The organism is Caulobacter sp. SRI_008, assembly GCF_057586355.1.
Map to the genome: position 1 here is coordinate 57,739 of NZ_JBYCZS010000028.1, position 16,434 is coordinate 74,172.

Annotated in this window: 15 protein-coding genes; 4 read left to right on the forward strand and 11 right to left on the reverse strand. The window is 70.8% G+C overall.

The window, feature by feature from the left end; translation table 11 throughout:
- Window positions 1-69: 69 nt before the first annotated feature.
- Both AC2YHT_RS21500 and AC2YHT_RS21505 read left to right on the forward strand, forming a co-directional pair.
- Entirely contained in the window at window positions 70-1,143 is a 1,074-nt protein-coding gene (locus AC2YHT_RS21500; RefSeq protein WP_487291922.1) for a phosphotransferase family protein, read from the forward strand.
- 222 nt (window positions 1,144-1,365) lie between these two features.
- Window positions 1,366-2,664, forward strand: coding sequence for a metal-dependent hydrolase family protein (locus AC2YHT_RS21505; protein ID WP_487291923.1), 1,299 nt, complete (start codon window positions 1,366-1,368; stop codon window positions 2,662-2,664).
- A gap of 168 nt (window positions 2,665-2,832) precedes the next feature.
- Here AC2YHT_RS21505 and lpxK read toward each other — a convergent pair whose 3' ends face one another.
- The 5 genes from lpxK to AC2YHT_RS21530 all read right to left on the reverse strand — a co-directional run bounded on the left by lpxK (window position 2,833) and on the right by AC2YHT_RS21530 (window position 8,881).
- Window positions 2,833-3,837, reverse strand: coding sequence for a tetraacyldisaccharide 4'-kinase (lpxK, locus tag AC2YHT_RS21510; RefSeq protein WP_487291924.1), 1,005 nt, complete (start codon window positions 3,835-3,837; stop codon window positions 2,833-2,835).
- Window positions 3,834-5,114: a 3-deoxy-D-manno-octulosonic acid transferase gene (locus AC2YHT_RS21515; RefSeq protein ID WP_487291925.1), complete on the reverse strand. Its 1,281-nt coding sequence runs from the start codon at window positions 5,112-5,114 to the stop codon at window positions 3,834-3,836. The genes lpxK and AC2YHT_RS21515 overlap by 4 nt, the downstream gene beginning before the upstream one ends.
- Entirely contained in the window at window positions 5,111-6,160 is a 1,050-nt protein-coding gene (locus tag AC2YHT_RS21520; RefSeq protein WP_487291926.1) for a cation diffusion facilitator family transporter, read from the reverse strand. Before AC2YHT_RS21520 ends, AC2YHT_RS21515 begins: the two co-directional genes overlap by 4 nt.
- A gap of 211 nt (window positions 6,161-6,371) precedes the next feature.
- Complete coding sequence (locus AC2YHT_RS21525; protein WP_487291927.1) at window positions 6,372-7,070, reverse strand: lysophospholipid acyltransferase family protein; 699 nt, start codon at window positions 7,068-7,070, stop codon at window positions 6,372-6,374.
- Complete coding sequence (locus tag AC2YHT_RS21530) at window positions 7,067-8,881, reverse strand: ABC transporter ATP-binding protein (protein ID WP_487291928.1); 1,815 nt, start codon at window positions 8,879-8,881, stop codon at window positions 7,067-7,069. Before AC2YHT_RS21530 ends, AC2YHT_RS21525 begins: the two co-directional genes overlap by 4 nt.
- A 129-nt stretch (window positions 8,882-9,010) precedes the next feature.
- On the opposite strand from AC2YHT_RS21530, the gene AC2YHT_RS21535 reads away from it, so the two are divergent.
- Entirely contained in the window at window positions 9,011-9,676 is a 666-nt protein-coding gene (locus tag AC2YHT_RS21535) for a fused DSP-PTPase phosphatase/NAD kinase-like protein (protein WP_487291929.1), read from the forward strand.
- 102 nt (window positions 9,677-9,778) lie between these two features.
- Here the strand turns inward: AC2YHT_RS21535 and AC2YHT_RS21540 are convergent, their stop codons facing one another.
- The 5 genes from AC2YHT_RS21540 to AC2YHT_RS21560 form a co-directional block, all read right to left on the reverse strand.
- Entirely contained in the window at window positions 9,779-10,003 is a 225-nt protein-coding gene (locus tag AC2YHT_RS21540) for a DUF4170 domain-containing protein (protein WP_101716954.1), read from the reverse strand.
- 29 nt (window positions 10,004-10,032) lie between these two features.
- Window positions 10,033-10,812 carry a 3'(2'),5'-bisphosphate nucleotidase CysQ gene (locus tag AC2YHT_RS21545; protein ID WP_487291930.1) on the reverse strand — a complete coding sequence of 260 codons (780 nt, stop codon included), beginning with the start codon at window positions 10,810-10,812 and terminating at the stop codon, window positions 10,033-10,035.
- On the reverse strand, window positions 10,812-12,143 hold the full coding sequence (locus AC2YHT_RS21550; protein ID WP_487291931.1) for a TldD/PmbA family protein: 1,332 nt from the start codon (window positions 12,141-12,143) through the stop codon (window positions 10,812-10,814). The genes AC2YHT_RS21545 and AC2YHT_RS21550 overlap by 1 nt, the downstream gene beginning before the upstream one ends.
- 55 nt (window positions 12,144-12,198) lie before the next feature.
- The gene (locus AC2YHT_RS21555) at window positions 12,199-12,600 is read right to left on the reverse strand and encodes an MAPEG family protein (RefSeq protein ID WP_110121118.1); all 402 of its coding nucleotides are present in this window, start codon (window positions 12,598-12,600) and stop codon (window positions 12,199-12,201) included.
- Between the two features lie 95 nt (window positions 12,601-12,695).
- Window positions 12,696-13,412: an SDR family oxidoreductase gene (locus tag AC2YHT_RS21560; protein ID WP_487291932.1), complete on the reverse strand. Its 717-nt coding sequence runs from the start codon at window positions 13,410-13,412 to the stop codon at window positions 12,696-12,698.
- A gap of 75 nt (window positions 13,413-13,487) precedes the next feature.
- Between AC2YHT_RS21560 and AC2YHT_RS21565 the strand changes: the two genes are divergently transcribed.
- Window positions 13,488-14,414 (forward strand): LysR family transcriptional regulator, encoded by a 927-nt coding sequence (locus AC2YHT_RS21565; protein ID WP_487291933.1) that lies wholly within the window; start codon window positions 13,488-13,490, stop codon window positions 14,412-14,414.
- A 166-nt stretch (window positions 14,415-14,580) separates the two neighbouring features.
- Here the strand turns inward: AC2YHT_RS21565 and AC2YHT_RS21570 are convergent, their stop codons facing one another.
- Window positions 14,581-16,404, reverse strand: coding sequence for a M14 family metallopeptidase (locus AC2YHT_RS21570; protein WP_487291934.1), 1,824 nt, complete (start codon window positions 16,402-16,404; stop codon window positions 14,581-14,583).
- Window positions 16,405-16,434: the final 30 nt, after the last annotated feature.

The following is a 16,434-nucleotide window of genomic DNA, read 5'->3' on the forward strand; positions in this document are numbered from 1 at the left end:
AAGGAAGGCTTGCACGCGCCTCGCGGCCCTCTAAACTCCCATTCAAACAAATGTTGGGAGTGAAGCGCCGTGGCCGAGCCGTCCGCTCAGGAGCTGAATTCGGGCACCAAGCCGGTCGATCCGCGCCATGCGATCGACGAGGCCGCCCTGGCCGCGTGGCTGGAGGCCAACGTCGAGGGCTATGCCGGTCCGCTGGAGGTGCGCCAGTTCAAGGGCGGCCAGAGCAATCCCACCTACCAGCTGGTCACGCCCGCCAAGCGCTACGTCCTGCGCCGCAAGCCGCCCGGCAAGCTGCTGCCTAGCGCCCACGCCGTCGATCGTGAGTTCAAGGTGATCTCGGGCCTGCACAAGGCCAGCTTCCCGGTCGCCCGGCCCTACGCCCTGTGCATGGACGAGGGCGTGATCGGCACGATCTTCTACGTGATGGACAATATCGAGGGCCGCATTCTCTGGGACGGGACCCTGCCGGACTACCAGCCGGCCGAGCGTCGGGCGATCTACGAGGCCCAGATCGACACCCTGGCGGTCCTGCACAATGTCGACTACGCCGCCGTCGGCCTGGCCGACTACGGCAAGCCGGGCAACTACTTCACCCGCCAGATCGACCGCTGGACCAAGCAGTACCGCGCCAGCGAGACCACGAAGATCGACGAGATGGACCGGCTGATCGACTGGCTGGCCGCCAGCGCGCCCGCCGACGACCAGACCTCGATCGTCCATGGCGACTACCGCCTCGACAACATGATCCTGCATCCGACCGAGCCGAAGGTGATCGCGGTGCTGGACTGGGAGCTGTCGACCCTGGGCAATCCGCTGGCCGACTTCACCTATTTCCTGATGAACTGGGTGATGCCGTCCGACCAGCGCGGGGGCCTGGCCGAGATCACCGACCTGACCGCCTACGGCATCCCCACGATCGACGAGGCCGTGGCCCGCTACTGCGCCGCCACCGGACGCGAGGGGCTGCCGCAGCTGGACTGGTACTTCAGCTACAACCTCTTCCGCCTGGCCGGCATCTGCCAGGGCATCGTCGGCCGCGTGCGGGACGGCACGGCGGCCAGCGCCCATGCGCAGCTGATGGAGGCCCGGGTGCCGGTGCTGGCCAAGGGCGCGTGGAGCTTCGCCAAGAGGGCGGGGGCCTGATCTCTCATCCGTAAAATCCCCGCGAAAGCGGGGACCCAGGTGTTTTATCGTCGAGCGTCCTGCCTTTCAGAAAAAAGCCTGGGTCCCCGCTTTCGCGGGGATTTTACGGTGTGAAGTCGGCCCTCCGCCGAAAGAAAATGGCGTGACAGCCCCGCGCCGCCGCGCTCATCCTGCCGCCAAACGCCCCTGGGGAGGGGCGATCGTTCCAGAGGGGCCTATTCCATGCGTATCCGTACCCTGGCCGCCGCCGCGCTCGGCGTCGCGGCCGCCGCCCTGTCGTTCGCCGCCGCCCAGGCTGCGGGCCCGCTGACCTTCGTCCAGGCCGGCAAGCTGCTGGCCGACCCGGCCACCGGCAAGGTCGAGACCGCCAAGACCGTGATCTTGCAGGACGGCAAGGTGGTGCGGATCGCCGACGGCTACGTGTCCGAGCCCGGCGGGGTCGTGGTCGACCTCAAGGACCGCTTCGTCCTGCCCGGCCTGATCGACAGCCACGTGCACCTGACGGGCCAGCAGGGCCCCAATTCACGCCTCGACGAGGTTACCCAGTCTTCGGCCGACCAGGCGATGATCGGGGCCGGCTACGCCCGCAAGACCCTGATGGCCGGCTTCACCACCGTCGCCGACCTGGGCGCCGACAACGACGCCATCTTCGCCCTGCGCGCCGGCATCAAGCGCGGCGATGTGGTCGGCCCGCGGATCATCGCCGCCGGCTCGGCCGTGTCGATCCACGGCGGCCACGGCGACATCAACGGCTTCCGCGAGGACGTCATGCACGTGCTGCGGCCGGAGTCGGTGTGCTCGGGCCCCGACGACTGCCGCCGCGCGGTGCGCGAGCAGGTCTGGCGCGGCGCCGACGTGATCAAGATCACCGCCACGGGCGGCGTGCTCTCCAACACCGCCGCGGGCCTGTCCCAGCAGTTCAGCGACAGCGAACTGGCCGCCATCGTCGAGAGCGCCCACCGCATGGGCCGCCGCGTCACCGCCCACGCCCACGGGGTGGACGGCATCAACGCCTTCCTCAAGGCCGGCGGCGACTCCATCGAGCACGGCACCTATCTCGATGGCGAGAGCATCGCCCTCTTCAAGAAGAACGGCGCCTATCTGGTGCCGACCCTGATGGCCGGCGACTTCGTGGCCCGCATCGCCGCCAGCCCGGGCAACTTCTTCACCCCCGCCCAGACCGCCAAGGCGCTGGAAGCCGGCCCCAAGATGCTCGACATGGCCCGCCGCGCCCACGACGGCGGCGTCAAGATCGCCTTCGGCACCGACAGCGGCGTCTCGGCGCACGGCGACAACGCCTATGAGTTCGTGCTGCTGACGCGCGCGGGGCTGTCGCCGATCGAGGCCATCCGCACGGCGACCGTCAATGCGGCCGACCATCTGGGCATCACCGCCGACGCCGGCTCGCTGGCGCCGGGCAAGGCGGCCGACCTGATCGCGGTCGAGGGCGACCCGCTGGCCGATGTGAGCGTGCTCCAGAAGGTGGATCACGTGATCAAGGGCGGCGTGGTCGTCAAATAATCCCTCTCCCCTTGCGGGAGAGGGTGGCCTCCCGGAGGGAGGTCGGGTGAGGGGTCTCTCAGAACTCAAAAGCCGCGTGCGGCGATCAGGCTGGGTGAGGCGTCTCAGGTCTGAGAGACCCCTCATCCGTCGGCTTCGCCGCCACCTTCTCCCGCAAGGGGAGAAGGATTATCCCAGGCCCGCCAGCACCCGCGCCAGCGCTTCCTCATCCTCGAACCGCGCTCGCACGGGCCAGGCGGCGACGCGGTCGCGCCAGGCGGGGGGCAGGCGGATCCAGTCCTTCTCCGTCGTGACCAGGCTGGCGCCCAGGTCCCGCGCCCGTTCGGCGAGGCCCCGCAGGGTGTCCTCGCTGTAGGTCCCGTGGTCGGGGAAGGGGGCGAAGTCGACGAGGTCGCAGCCGGCGGCCTGCAGGGCGCGCTCGACCTTCCACGGCTTGCCGACGCCGGCGAAGCCCACCTGCGGGCCGCCCGGCGGCGGGGCGGCCGGCTCCAGGCGGGCGATCAGCACGGGCTTGGAGGCCAGCAGGGCCAGCAGCTCCGGATCGGCCTGCGGCAGGTCGGCCGGCAGCAGCACGATCACCGCGTCGGCGCGGGCCAGACCCACGGCCAGGGGCTCGCGCATCGGCCCGGCGGGGAACACCCGGCCGTCGCCGAACGGCCACTCGTCGTCGCGGGTCTCGCCGTCGACCACCACCAGCGACAGGGTCTTGGCCAGGTCCGGGTTCTGGTGGCCGTCGTCCATGACGATGACCTGGGCGCCGGCCGCGGCGGCGGCCTTGGCTCCGGCGACGCGGTCGCGCGAGATCCAGATCGGGAAGTCCTGGGCCAGCATCAGCGGCTCGTCGCCGACCTCTCCGGCCTTGTGGCGCGCGGGATCCACCCGCAGCGGCCCCTTCAGCGAGCCGCCATAGCCGCGCGACAGGCCATGGGCCGCCACCCCGCCGTTCGTGAGCACCAGCAGCAGCTCGCGCACGATCGGCGTCTTGCCCACGCCGCCGGCGGTGAGGTTGCCGACGCAGATCACCGGCGCGCCGGGATCTTCGGGGCTGGCCTTGGCGATGCGGCGGGCCGTGGCGCTGGCCCACAGCCACGACAGCGGGGTCAGCAGGGCGCGGGTCAGGGGGGCGGGGCCGCCTTCGCGGCGATACCACCAGCGGGGGGTGGAAAGCTTCATGCAGCCGCCTCCGGTCCAGGGTTGAGGGGGACCAGTTCCAGAATGCGCGACAGGCCCGCCCGGGCGGCGGCGTCGCGGGCCTCGACGAAGGCCTTGGCGCGGGCGGCCTGGGCCTTCAGCCGTTCGGGCGTCTCGAGCAGGACCGACAGCCGCTCGCCCAGCACCGAGGCGTCGGCATAGGCCACGCCCTCAACGGCGGCGAGGTCGCCGAAGGCCGTCAGCCAGTTCTCGACATGCGGGCCTGAGACCACAGGGCAGTCCAGCCGCGCCGGCTCCAGCGGGTTGTGGCCGCCGATCCCGGGCACGAGGCTGCCACAGACCAAGGCGAGGTCGGCCAGGCGGTACCACAGGCCCATCTCGCCCAGGGTGTCGGCGACGATCACCTCGGCCATCGTATCGGGCGAGCGGCTGCGGCGCACGGCCTCGAGGCCACGCTCGCGGGCCATCTCGAGGATCTCCTCGCCGCGCACCGGATGGCGGGGGACGATCACCAGGCGCGGGGCCAGGTGGAAGCCGGCCACGGCGTCGAGGATGACCTCGTCCTCGCCCGGGTGGGTGCTGGCGGCCAGCAGCAGCGGCCGGTCGGTCAGCTGGAAGCGCAGGCGGGCGTATTCGGCTTCGTCGACCGGCAGGGACGCCGAGCCGAACTTCAGGTCGGCCTCGCCGGCCACGGTTCCGCCCAGGCTGGCGAAGCGGTCGGCGGCGCGGCCGTCCTGGGCCAGGATCAGGTCGAAGCCCGAAAACAGCCAGGCCGCCGCCAGCGGGCGGGTTTGCCAGCTATTGTAGCTCTTGTCCGACAGCTTGGCCGAGACGAGCGCCAGCTTGGTCCCGCGCGCCTTGGCGGCCAGCAGCAGGTTGGGCCACAGCTCGCTCTCGACGAAGACGGCCAGGTCCGGCCGCCAGTGGTCGAGGAAGCGCGCGGCGCCGCCCGGGGTGTCGACCGGCAGGTACTGGTGGATCGCGCCGTCGGGCAGCCGCCGGGCCAGCAGCTCGGCCGAGGTGACGGTGCCCGAGGTGACCAGGATCGCCGCGTGCGGCCGCTCGGCCCGCAAGCGCTCGACCAGCGGCAGGATCGACAGGCTCTCGCCGACGCTGGCCCCGTGCAGCCAGACCAGCACGCCGTCGGGGCGCGGGATGGCGGGCTTGCCCAGGCGCTCGTTCAGGCGGGCGGGGTCTTCCTTGCCCTTGGCCGCCCGGCGGCGCAGCAGGGCCGGGGCGACCGGCGTCAGGGCCGTGGTCGCGGCGCGGTACAGCGCCAGGGAGAAGGGCAGGCTCACACGCTGCCTTCGGCCGCCAGGGCGCAGGGGTGGGCGTGGCCGCCGCGCTCGATCTGGATCGTGGCGTGGCCGATGGCGAAGCGCTTGGAAAGCTCGCCGCAGACGTCGTGCAGGAACTGGTCGTGGTCGGTCTCGTCGGGGCGGACGATGTGGGCGGTCATGGCCGTCTCGGTGGTGCTCATGGCCCAGATGTGCAGGTCGTGCACCTCGGCCACGCCGGGACGGGCGGCCAGCCAGTCGGCCACGGCCTTGGGGTCGATGCCGCGCGGGGCGGCGTCCAGCGCCAGGTCCAGGGAGTCGCGCAGCAGGCCCCAGGTGCCCAGCACGATGACCACGACGATGGCCAGGCTGACCACGGGGTCCAGCCACAGCCAGCCGGTGGCCCACATGGCGAGCGCGGCGACCACCACCCCGGCCGAGACGGCGGCGTCGGCGGCCATGTGCAGGAAGGCCCCGCGCACGTTGAGGTCGTCCTTGCTGCCGCGCATGAACATCAGGGCCGTGGCGGTGTTGATGGCGATGCCGATGGCGGCGACGACCATCACCGGGCCGATCTCGACCGGTTGCGGATCGGCGAAGCGGCGCACGGCCTCCCAGGCGATGGCGCCGACGGCCACCAGCAGCAGGGCGGCGTTGGTCAGCGAGGCCAGGATCGTGCCCTTGCGCAGGCCGTAGGTGCGGCGGCCCGTCGGCGCGCGCTTGGCCAGCACCGTCGCGCCCCAGGCCAGCAAGAGGCCCAGCACGTCCGAAAGATTGTGGCCGGCGTCGGCCAGCAGGGCCAGCGAACCGGTGACGAAGCCGGCGAGGGCCTCGGCCGCCACGAAGGCCAGGTTCAGCGCCGTGCCGATCGCGAAGGCGCGCCCGAAGTCGGCCGGGGCGTGGCTGTGGCCGTGGTGGCCGTGGCTGTGGCCATGCCCGTGATGGTGCCCGTGACCGTGGGAATGGCCATGGTCGTGCCCGTGCGCATGGTCATGACCGTGATCGTGGTCATGCCCCTGCCCCTGGTCGTGATGGTCGTGGTCGTGGCCCGGATGGTCGTGCGGCATGGGGTCTACATCCCACCAAGGCGGTGCGGGATCAATATTCCAAGTCCCTCTCCCCTTGCGGGAGAGGGTGGCCTCCCGGAGGGAGGTCGGGTGAGGGGTCTCTCAAACCTAAACACCGTGTGCAGCGGTCAGACTGGGCGAGGCGTCCGATTTTTGAGAGACCCCTCATCCGTCGGCTTCGCCGCCACCTTCTCCCGCAAGGGGAGAAGGATCACAGCCCTACGATCTCTTCGGCGCGCCGGGTCACCGCCGACAGCCGCGCCTCCCATTCGGCCACCAGCGCCTCGGGATTATCCCCGCGCGCCGCCCCGGTCGGGCCGTCCCAGACCATGGCGGCCTTGGCGAAGGGCAGGGGGACCATCGTCTGGTCCCAGGAGCCCAGGCGGATGCAGGGCTTGGCGGCCAGGCCGACGAACAGCACCGGGGCGCCGGTGAAGCGGGCCAGGGTTGGGGTGCCCTTTTCCATGTGCTCGGCCGGGCCGCGCGGGCCGTCGGGGGTGATGGCCATGCCGCCGCCGTCCTTGACCCACTTGATCATGTCGCGGAAGGCCTGCTCGCCGTGCTTGTTCTTGCCCAGGTCGCTCTTCTTGGCCGAGGAGCCGCGGATGGCCGGAAAGCCCAGCTTTTCCATGGTCCGGGCGATGAACTCGCCGTCGTTGGACAGCGAGATCAGGGCGCGCATGTCCTGGCGGGCCGGGCTCTGCGGCCAGCTGAGCGGCGAGAGCGGGATGCGCGAGTGCCACAGGCACAGGATCGCGCCGGTCCCCTTGGTGCGCCCTTCCGCCCATACGCCCTCGGCCTTGTCCTGGCCCTCGACGGTCAGGCGCAGGGTGGCGAAGACCAGCTTGGTGTAGCCGGCGAAGATCGAGGACAGGATCTTGATGACGATGGGCGAACGCAGGGGCCTCAAGAGGCGGTCTCCTCGGAGCCGAGAGCGGGGGGCGCGTGATCCAGGTCCTGGGCCTTGGCCAGGCGGGCGTACAGCCCCTTGGCGCGGACCAGGCCGGCGTGGGTTCCGGTCTCGACGACGCGGCCCTTGTCGATCACGTAGATGCGGTCGGCGTGCTTCACGGTCGACAGGCGGTGGGCGATCAGGATGGTGGCCCGGCCGGCCATCAGCCGCTCCAGCGCCGCCTGGACCAGGGCCTCGCTCTCGGTGTCGAGCGCGCTGGTGGCCTCGTCGAGCAGCAGGATCGGGGCGTTCTTCAGGAAGGCCCGGGCGATGGCGATGCGCTGGCGCTGGCCGCCGGACAGGCGCGCGCCGGCCTCGCCGACCCGGGTCTCGTAGCCTTCGGGCAGGGCGCTGACGAAGTCGTGGGCGGCGGCCTGGGCGGCGGCGGCCTCGATCTGCGCGTCCGTCGCGTCCGGCTTGGCGTAGGCGATGTTGGCGCGGATGGTGTCGTCGAACAGGAACGGCTCCTGGGTGACCAGAGCGATGCGGTCGCGCAAGCTGGCCAGGGTCACCGAGCGCACGTCGTGGCCGTCGATGCTCACCGAGCCGCCCGCCACGTCGTAGAAGCGCGGGATCAGGTTGAGGATCGAGCTCTTGCCGCCGCCGGACGGGCCGACCAGGGCGACGGTCTCGCCCCGGCGCACGTGCAGCGACACGTCGGACAGGGCCGGGGCGTTTTCGCCATAGGCGAAGTCGACATGGTCCAGGACCACCACGCCGTCGCCGGGCGGAATGGGGGCGGCGCCGGCCGGCTCGACGATGGCCGGCGCGACGTCGAGAGCGGCGAACAGCCGGCGGGCGGCGGTGAAGCCTTCGCTGAACACCGTCTGCAGGTTGGCCACCTGGCGCAGCGACTGGGCGGCCATCAGCAGGGCGGTGAGGAAGGCGAAGAAGGCGCCGGCGGTCAGGGTGCCGCCCAGAACGCCGGCGCCGGCGGTCGCCCGCCACCCGGCATAGACGAAGACGGCGGCGACGATCAGGGTGGTGAAGGCCTCGGTGGCCGGCGCGGCCATGGCCTTGGCGTTGCTGCCCTTGATCAGGTGGTGCTGGCGGCGCTCGACCACCGTGGCGACCCGGCCCTCTTCATAGGCTTCGCGGTTCTCCATCTTGACGATCTTGATGCCGTCCAGGCTCTCCATGATCGCGGTCGACAGGTTGGAGGTCTCTCCCATCGCGCCCTTGGCGGCCTTGGTGGTCTTCTTCGAGAAGCGCCGCATGATCAGGCTGGCCAGGGGAGCCAGCACGATGATGCCGCCCGCCAGGATCGGGTCGAGGGTGAACATCACGTAGAGCGCGGCGATCACGGTCAGGAACTCGCGCACATAGTTGACCACGCCCGTCGTCGCCGCTTCGCGGATCAGGCCGGCGTCGTAGAGCACCGAGGAGACGTAGGATCCCGAGTGGGCGCCGCGCAGGCGGGCGAGGTCGGCCCGGACCAGCTTGCCGAACAACCGCACCTGCATGTCGCCGACGACGCCGTTGCCGATGCGGCTGATCAGCACCGATTGCAGCACCTGGAACAGGCCGCGTCCGATCGCCAGGGCGGCGATGATCGCGGGGATCCGCAAGATGGCCCCCGGCTGGGGATGGGTGATCAGCTCGTCGATCGCCGGCTGGATGATCTGGGCCAGCTGGCCGCTCAAGGTCGCCACGATCACGGCGGCGGCCAGGGAAACCAGCAGTCCCTTCCAGCGCGGCCGCAGGAAGTCGCGCCAGACCCGCGCGGCCAGGGCGCGGTTGGAGGTCTCGGTCTTGGCGGCGTCGGTCATGGGCGAGGGGTCGGATTTCGAAGGAGGGCTGTCAAGGACGCCGGCGCCGCAGTGCAGCGGCAAACGACACGGGGTTTTGCAATAATCCCCTGTGGGCCCTATCTAGGCGCGTTTTCAGAGGATCGCCACTTGGCCGGTTTCGACCTTTCCACGCGCTGGGGGCGCTTCAAGACCTACCTCCACTACATGTGGAACGATCACGCCTACCTGCGTGTGGGCTTCACCAACGCCCACTGGGTCAGCCCCGAGCTCGTGCGCACCAACCAGCCCTGGCCGTTCCAGCTGGCCTGGTGGAAGAAGCAGGGCATCAAGACGGTGGTGAACCTGCGCGGCGGCTTCGATGGCAGCTTCTATGCGCTGGAGAAGGACGCCTGCGAGCGCCTGGGCATCAAGATGGTCGATTTCACCATCACCTCGCGCGAGGTGCCGATCCGCGCCCGCGTGCACGGCGCCAAGGAACTGTTCGAGACGATCGAGTACCCGGCCCTGATCCACTGCAAGTCGGGAGCCGACAGGGCGGGCATCATGAGCGTGCTCTACGCCCACTATCGCCTGGGCCTGCCGATCGAGGAGGCCAAGAAGCAGCTGTCGGGCCGCTACCTCCACATCAAGGAGGGCAACACCGGCGTGCTCGACTACACCTTCGACCAGTACCTGGAGCGCGGCGCGCCCAAGGGCCTGACCTTCACCCAGTGGGTGGACAGCGACGACTACGATCCGGTGGCGATGAAGAAGACCTTCCGCGCCGGCATGCTCGGCAAGATGCTGACCGACAAGCTGCTGCGGCGGGAGTGACCCCCTCCGGCCCTCCGGGCCACCTCCCCCAGAGGGGGAGGATTTACGCCGAAAGATGCTCCCCCTCTGGGGGAGCTGTCGGCGAAGCCGACTGAGGGGGTCTTACGCCGCGCTCGGGTCCAGCAGCTTGTGGGCGTGGATGATGAAATACCGCGCGTGGGCGTTGTCGACCGTGGCCTGCGCCTTGGCCTTCCAGGCGGCGTGGGCGTCGTTGTAGGTCGGGTAGGCGCCGACGAATTCCACCTTCGAGAGGTCACGGAACTCGGTTCCGGCGACATCCTTCAGTTCGCCGCCGATCACGATATGAAGAAGCTGCTTGTCGGACATGGGGGAGCACGTTCCTGCGGAAATTATGATTATGGCAGGTCGATATGCCCGACGCGTGACAGGATCAACGGGTGAAGCGCCCTATTCGCGCAAACCAGGCTCGGAACCGTCGGATTCGGCTGGTTGTAGGCGAATTTTCGGCCGAGGTGATCGGTAAGCAACGCTCCGGCCTCGTCGCAGATCAGGTCGGCGGCGGCCAGGTCCCACTCGCTCTTGGGGCTGAGCGCGATCGCCGCGTCGAAGGCGCCGGCCGCCACCAGGCACACCCGGTAGGCGATCGAATTGCGGGCCTCGATCCGCATCGGCGGCCAGGGCGTGCGCCAGGCCGGGTGGGCGAACATCTTGGCGTCGCCCAGCATGGCCGAGCCGTCCAACGCCTCGGTCGAGCTGGGGGCGATGGCCGCGCCGTTCAGGGTCGCGCCGCCGCCCAGGGTCGCGGCATAGGTCTCGTCCAGGGCCGGGGCGTGGACGACGCCGGCGATCGGCCGGCCGTTCTCGACCACGGCCACCGAGACGGCGAACCACGGCCGGCCCTTCATGAAGGCCACCGTGCCGTCGATCGGGTCGACCACGAACTGGCGCGTGGTGTCGAGCCGCGTCGGATCGTCGACCGTCTCCTCCGACAGCCAGCCGTAGTCGGGCCGCGCGGCGCGCAGGCGCTCCTTGAGCAGGGCGTCGACGGCCAGGTCGGCGTCGGTGACCGGCGAGCCGCCTTCCTTCGACCAGATCTTCACGCCGCCTTCCCGGGCCTTCAGGGCCAGGGCGCCGGCCTCGCGGGCCGCGTCGAGGATCAGGTCGAGGTCGCTCATCATTTGCCCGCGATCGCCAGGCCGTCGACCAGGATGGACGGGCTGTTGCTGGCCCCGCGGATCTCCAGGTCGGACCCCACGACCAGCCGGCCGTAGATGTCGATCAGGTTGCCGGCGACGGTGATCTCGGTGACCGGATAGGCGATCTGGCCGTTCTCGAACCAGAAGCCCGAGCAGCCCACCGACCAGTCGCCGGTGTTGCCGTTCAGGGACGGGCCGAACATCGAGGTGATGAAGAGGCCGTCCTTGGCCTGGCCCATCAGCCCGGCCAGGTCGAGGTCGCCCGGCTCCAAGGTGAGATTGTGGGTCGAGACCCCGGGCGGGCCGGCCGAGCCGCGCGAGGCATGTCCAGTCGTCTCCAGGTTCAGCTGGCGGGCGCTGGCGCTGTTGAGCAGCCAGGTGGTCAGCACGCCGTCGTCGATCAGGGCGCGGCGCACGGTGGCCACCCCCTCGTCGTCGAACGGGGCCGAGCCCAGGCCGCGCACGCGGTGCGGGTCTTCGGTCAGCTGCACGCCGGCGGCGAAGATCTTCTGCCCCAGCTTGTCCTTCAGGAACGAGGTGCCGCGGGCGATCGAGGGGCCGGAGATGGCGCCGATCAGCGGGCCGATCAGCGACATGGCCAGGCGGTTCTCGAAGATCACCGGGGCGGTGGTCGAGCCGATCTTGCGGGCGTTGAGGCGCGAGACGGCCTGGCGGCCGGCCTTGTCGCCGATGGCCTGGGGCGTCGGCAGGTCTTCGGCGTGGCGGACCGAACGGCCTTCGCCGCCGCGCTCCATGCCCGCGCCCTCGCCGGCGATGGCCGAGGCCGAGAGGCCGAAGCCCGTGGCCGCGTGCAGGCCCGAGAAGCCGTCGCTGGTGACCAGGCGCCAGGCCGTGGAGCTCCAGCTCGACGAGCCGCCGTCGGAATTGGTCACGCCCTCGACCGCGCGGGCGGCCTCCTCGGCCTCGCGGGCCTGGGTTTCCAGGGTTTCGGCGGTGGGCTCGTAGGCATCGACCAGGTCGAGCTCGGGGAACGGGCCCGTGGCCAGGCGGTCGCGCGGCGCGAAGCCGGCATAGGGATCCTCGGGGGCCAGGCGGGCCATGGCCACGGCGCGCTCGATCAGCTTGGCGCGAGCCTCGGGGCTGACGTCGGAGCCCGAGACGGTGGCGCTGCGGCGGCCCACGAAGACGCGCAGGCCCAGGTCCTTGGCCTCCTCGCGCTCGACTTCCTCCAGCTCGCCCAGGCGTACGCCCACCGACAGGGATTGGCGCTCGGCGAACACGGCCTCGGCGGCGTCCGCCCCGGCCTTGCGCGCGGCGGCGACGACGTCATGCAACAGGTTTTCGTCCATGGGGCCTTATGACGAGGCGGGGCGGGCGGGGCAAGCGTCGCCGACCCCCGGAAACTCAGGGAATGGCGTAGAACAGCAGGATCACGCCGCCGAAGACGTAGGCCAGCCAGGTGCAGATCATGCCCACGGCGCGCGGGATCGAGACCCCGCCGCTGCGCGACAGGCCCACGGCGTGGATCAGGCGGCCGGCGAACAGCACGAAGCCGACGCCGTGCACGGCGATGATCGGTGCGCCGACCACGGCCAGCACCGCCAGCACGCCCAGGCCCGTGGGGATGTATTCGCTGGCGTTGCCGAAGGCGCGGATGGCCTGGGCCAGCTCCGGAACGCCGCCGTCGCCCAGGGCCACCTTGTGCTTCTGGCGCAGGCGCACGACCAGCAGCGACAGCACCAGCAGCAGGAAGACGTGCAGGCCGGCCCAGAGGGCGGCGGCGTGGCCGGCGGCGGAAACGTCCATGGCGCGGACCCTTCGGAACAGAAAGCGGGGCCGCATATGGGCCCCGCTTCCGCGCCGAAGGCAACCGGTAACGTGGCGTAAGGTTGAGTGCGGGGTCAGCGCAGGCTGTAGCCGCCGTCCGTGAACAGCGTCGTTCCGGTGGTGAAACCGTTGGTCAGCAGGAACAGCACCGCCTGGGCGATCTCGGCCTCGCGGCCGGGGCGGCCGACCAGCGAGCCCTTGGCCTGGCCGGCGAAGGCGGCCTCGCGCACCTCGGCGGGACGGCGGGCCCAGAGGTCGCCGTCGATCGTGCCAGGCGCGACGACGTTGACCCGCACGGGCGCCAGATCGACGGCCAGGCCGCGTCCGAAGGCCTCGATCGCGCCGTTGGCGGCGGCGTAGAGCGCCGCGCCCTTGGGCGGTCGGGCGCTGGCGGCGCCGGACATCAGCACCACCGAGCCGTCGGGCGACAGCTTCGGCGCGGCGGCGCGGACGCAACGCACCTGGCCCCAGAACTTGCCGTCGAACGGCGAGGCGATGGCCGCCTCGTCGGGATGGTCGAAGGGGGCGATCGTGTAGGTCGCGGCCGGGGTGAACAGGTGGTCGATGCGGTCGAGGGGCTCGAAGAACCGCGCGACGGAGGCGGTGTCGAAGAGGTCGATGGTCGCGGCCTGGGCGTTGGGGCCGAGCTGCGCGCGGGCCGCCTCCAGCCGGTCGGCCGAGCGCCCGCCGATCACTACGCGGCCGCCGCCTTCGACGAAGGCCTTCGCCGTGGCCAGCCCGATCCCCGAGCCGCCGCCGATCACCACCAGGGTCTTTTCATCGTATCGCATGGCCGTGAGGCTAGGCGGCGGACAAGCGCGACGGAAACGACTTGAATTCCGATCATTCCGGACTTCAGTGCGGGAATGATCTCGATCCCCTCCCTCGACCGCTATGGCGGCGTTCGGGCCTTCGTGGCCGTGGCCGAGCATGGCGGCTTCGCCGCCGCCGCGCCGGCGCTGGGCCTGTCGGCCTCGGCCGTGGGCAAGGCGGTGCAGCGGCTGGAGGCGCGGCTGGGCGTGCGGCTGCTGGCCCGCACCACCCGCAGCGTCGCCCTGACCGAGGACGGCCGGGTGTTCCACGCGCGCTGCGTCGCGGCGCTGGCGGGACTGGCCGAGGCGGAGGCCGAACTGCTGCAAGGCCGGGGCGAGCCGTCGGGCCTGCTGCGCGTCGCCCTGCCGCCGCTGCTGGGCCGGGCCTTCGTCATGCCGGTGCTGCTGGAGCTGGTCGCCCGCTGGCCGGGCCTGAGGCTGGAGGTCGTGTTCGGCGCCCGGGCGGTGGACCTGACGGCCGAGGGTGTGGATCTGGCGGTGCGCATCGGCGACCTGGACGACCGGGCGGGTCTGGTCGCCCGGCCGCTGGGCGTGCAGCGGCGGGTGCTCTGCGCGACCCCGGCCTATCTGGATGCGCGGGGGCGGCCCGAGCGCGTCGAGGACCTGCTGGATCACGACTGCCTGGTCGAGGCCCGCGACGGCCGCCCGACGCCCTGGCCCTATGTCGATGCGGACGGTGTCGCCCGCAGCCTGGCGGTCGACGGCCGCCTGCGGATCGGCGACGCCCTGGTGCTGGCCGAGGCGGCGCGGGCCGGAACGGGCGTCGCCATGGTCCCGCGCTGGGTGGTGGCCGAGGATCTCGCGGCCGGCCGGCTGGAGACGGTGCTCGACGGGGTGTTCGACAGCCCCCTGCCGGTGAACTTGGTGTGGCCCCGTACGCCCTATCCGAGCGCGAAGCTGCGGGCGGCGGTGGATGCGTTGGTGGGGCGATATGGGGCGGAGCGGCCTTGGGAGGTGTGATTGCCTCCCTATCCGCCCGTCATTCCCGCCCTTGTGGCGGGAACCCCTTTGTCAGCCGCAGGTGAGGATGGGGCGGCGTGCTCGGCACGCCGCTTGCGCCGCCCTTGCGAGCGGAACCAGGGGTTCCCGCCACAAGGGCGGGAATGACGGGAGGTAGGGGGAAAGCCTACCTCTCCCGGGCGATGGGGTAGAGCAGGTGGCGCTGATCGTAGAAGGGCGTGCGCTTGTAGAACCAGGCCAGGCGCGCGTCGGGGTCGGCGGCGAACTTGGGGTCGGCGGCCAGCTTGGCCTCGAACTCGGCTTTGAGCGCCGGATAGGCGGCCAGCATCTTCTCGGCCAGCGGGGCGATGGCGTAGGGCTCGATATATTCGACCCGGCTCAGCACCTCGGGGACCATGCCCCAGGCGAAGACGCTCTCGCTGGACTGCGGCTCGAGCAGCAGCACGACGAGGTCGCCCAGCGGCTGGTCGGTCGGCACGCGCACCGAGCCCTTGGGGAAGGTCCAGTCGCGCCCTTCCGTCGTCACCTGCTCGACGCTCATCTGCACGTGGCCCTCGTTGGCGCGGGCGGCGACCTTTGGCTCGACCAGGCGCAGCATCTCGACGGGCACGGTCTTGGGCGCGTCGAGGGTTTCGACCTTCACCCCGTGCAGCTTCAGCCGCTCGATGATGTCGGCGCGGTAGCTGGGAACCCAGTAGGCCTTGGGCCGGGTGAGCTGCAGGGTCGGGTGCGAGCCGTAGAACGGCAGCTGCCAGAGCTCCGGATCAGCCTGCCCCAGCCAGCGGATCTCGGTCTTGCCCGAGGCGGGGCTGTCGTAGGTTTCGTAACGGATGCCCTTGAAGGCGCGGGTGGTGGTCGGCTTGTCGTCGGCGACGAAGTTGGCCGGGATGGTCGCCGGGCGCAGGGCGCTGTCGGCGGCGACGGCCGTGCGCAGGGACGCGCCCTTTTCCGCCAGCAGCTTCAGCGCCGTCTCGATGAACACGTAGGTTCCCAGCACGCGCTGGGCGTGGGGCTTGAGGCTGTGGTTCTCGATCAGGATGGTCGGCACGTGGGCGGCCGAGCCCCAGCCGTTGGAGAACCGCTCGCCCAGGCCGCCGTCCGACAGGCCGGCCTTGGGATTGCGCTCGTCGACGCCGAACACCAGCTCGCCCGGGATATGGCCCTCGGCCTCCAGGCTCGCGTTCATCGCCGGCTTGAAGGCCTCGTCCAGCCACTTGGCGGTGGCCGGCGAGCGCGACCAGACGCCGTCCTCGCCGTTGTAGCCGTAGGTGACGTCGTACTGGTAATCCATGCCGTCGGTGACGTGGACGTCGACGTAAAGGTCGGCGTGGTACCTGGCCTGGAGCCGCTTCAGCGCCTGCATCTCGGGCTGGTCGAGCTTCATGAAGTCGCGGTTGAGGTTCTGGTTGGTGGCGGTGTTGCGCCAGCCCTGGATGCGCGGCCCGCGCTGGTTGGGCCGCGAATAGGGGCCCGAGCGCTCGTGGCCGTCGACCGACAGGATCGGGATCAGCACGAGGTTGACCTTGTCGAGCAGGCCGTCCTTGCCGTGAAAAGCGATGTCGCGCAGCAGCATCATGCCCGCGTCCTTGCCGTCGATCTCGCCGGGGTGGATGCCGCATTGCACGAGCAGCAGCGGCTTCTTCGGATCCAGCTTGTCGCCGTCCTTGCTGGCGATGACGGCGAAGATCGGCCGGCCCTCTGGCGAGACCCCGAAGTCCTCGACGCGCACCAGCTTGGTCGCCTTGTCGAGCTTGTCGAACCAGGCGCGGGTGTCGGCGTAGGTGGGGCTGAAGTCGTGGCCCGGATCAGCCTCGAACGGCGTCACCCAAGGATCGGCCTTGTCGCGGATCAGCGCCTGGCTGGCGCCTTGCCAGTGCGGCGCCGGCGGCAGGAAAGCTTCGTCCCAGGGCTTCTTGGGGGAGGGGATCTGCGCCATCGCCGTGCTCGCCATCAGTGCGACGGCCAGGGCCGCCAGGGTTAGAGTTCGCATTCGATCCCCCTTCGCGGAAGGACCCCCTCC

Coding starts and splice junctions, on each gene's coding strand:
- AC2YHT_RS21520 (WP_487291926.1), bottom strand. CDS start 6,160: ATGCCGCACGACCATCCGGGCCACGACCACGACCATCACGACCAGGGG.
- AC2YHT_RS21555 (WP_110121118.1), bottom strand. CDS start 12,600: ATGGACGTTTCCGCCGCCGGCCACGCCGCCGCCCTCTGGGCCGGCCTG.
- AC2YHT_RS21545 (WP_487291930.1), bottom strand. CDS start 10,812: ATGAGCGACCTCGACCTGATCCTCGACGCGGCCCGCGAGGCCGGCGCC.
- AC2YHT_RS21550 (WP_487291931.1), bottom strand. CDS start 12,143: ATGGACGAAAACCTGTTGCATGACGTCGTCGCCGCCGCGCGCAAGGCC.
- AC2YHT_RS21505 (WP_487291923.1), top strand. CDS start 1,366: ATGCGTATCCGTACCCTGGCCGCCGCCGCGCTCGGCGTCGCGGCCGCC.
- AC2YHT_RS21560 (WP_487291932.1), bottom strand. CDS start 13,412: ATGCGATACGATGAAAAGACCCTGGTGGTGATCGGCGGCGGCTCGGGG.
- lpxK (WP_487291924.1), bottom strand. CDS start 3,837: ATGAAGCTTTCCACCCCCCGCTGGTGGTATCGCCGCGAAGGCGGCCCC.
- AC2YHT_RS21530 (WP_487291928.1), bottom strand. CDS start 8,881: ATGACCGACGCCGCCAAGACCGAGACCTCCAACCGCGCCCTGGCCGCG.
- AC2YHT_RS21570 (WP_487291934.1), bottom strand. CDS start 16,404: ATGCGAACTCTAACCCTGGCGGCCCTGGCCGTCGCACTGATGGCGAGC.
- AC2YHT_RS21565 (WP_487291933.1), top strand. CDS start 13,488: ATGATCTCGATCCCCTCCCTCGACCGCTATGGCGGCGTTCGGGCCTTC.
- AC2YHT_RS21540 (WP_101716954.1), bottom strand. CDS start 10,003: ATGTCCGACAAGCAGCTTCTTCATATCGTGATCGGCGGCGAACTGAAG.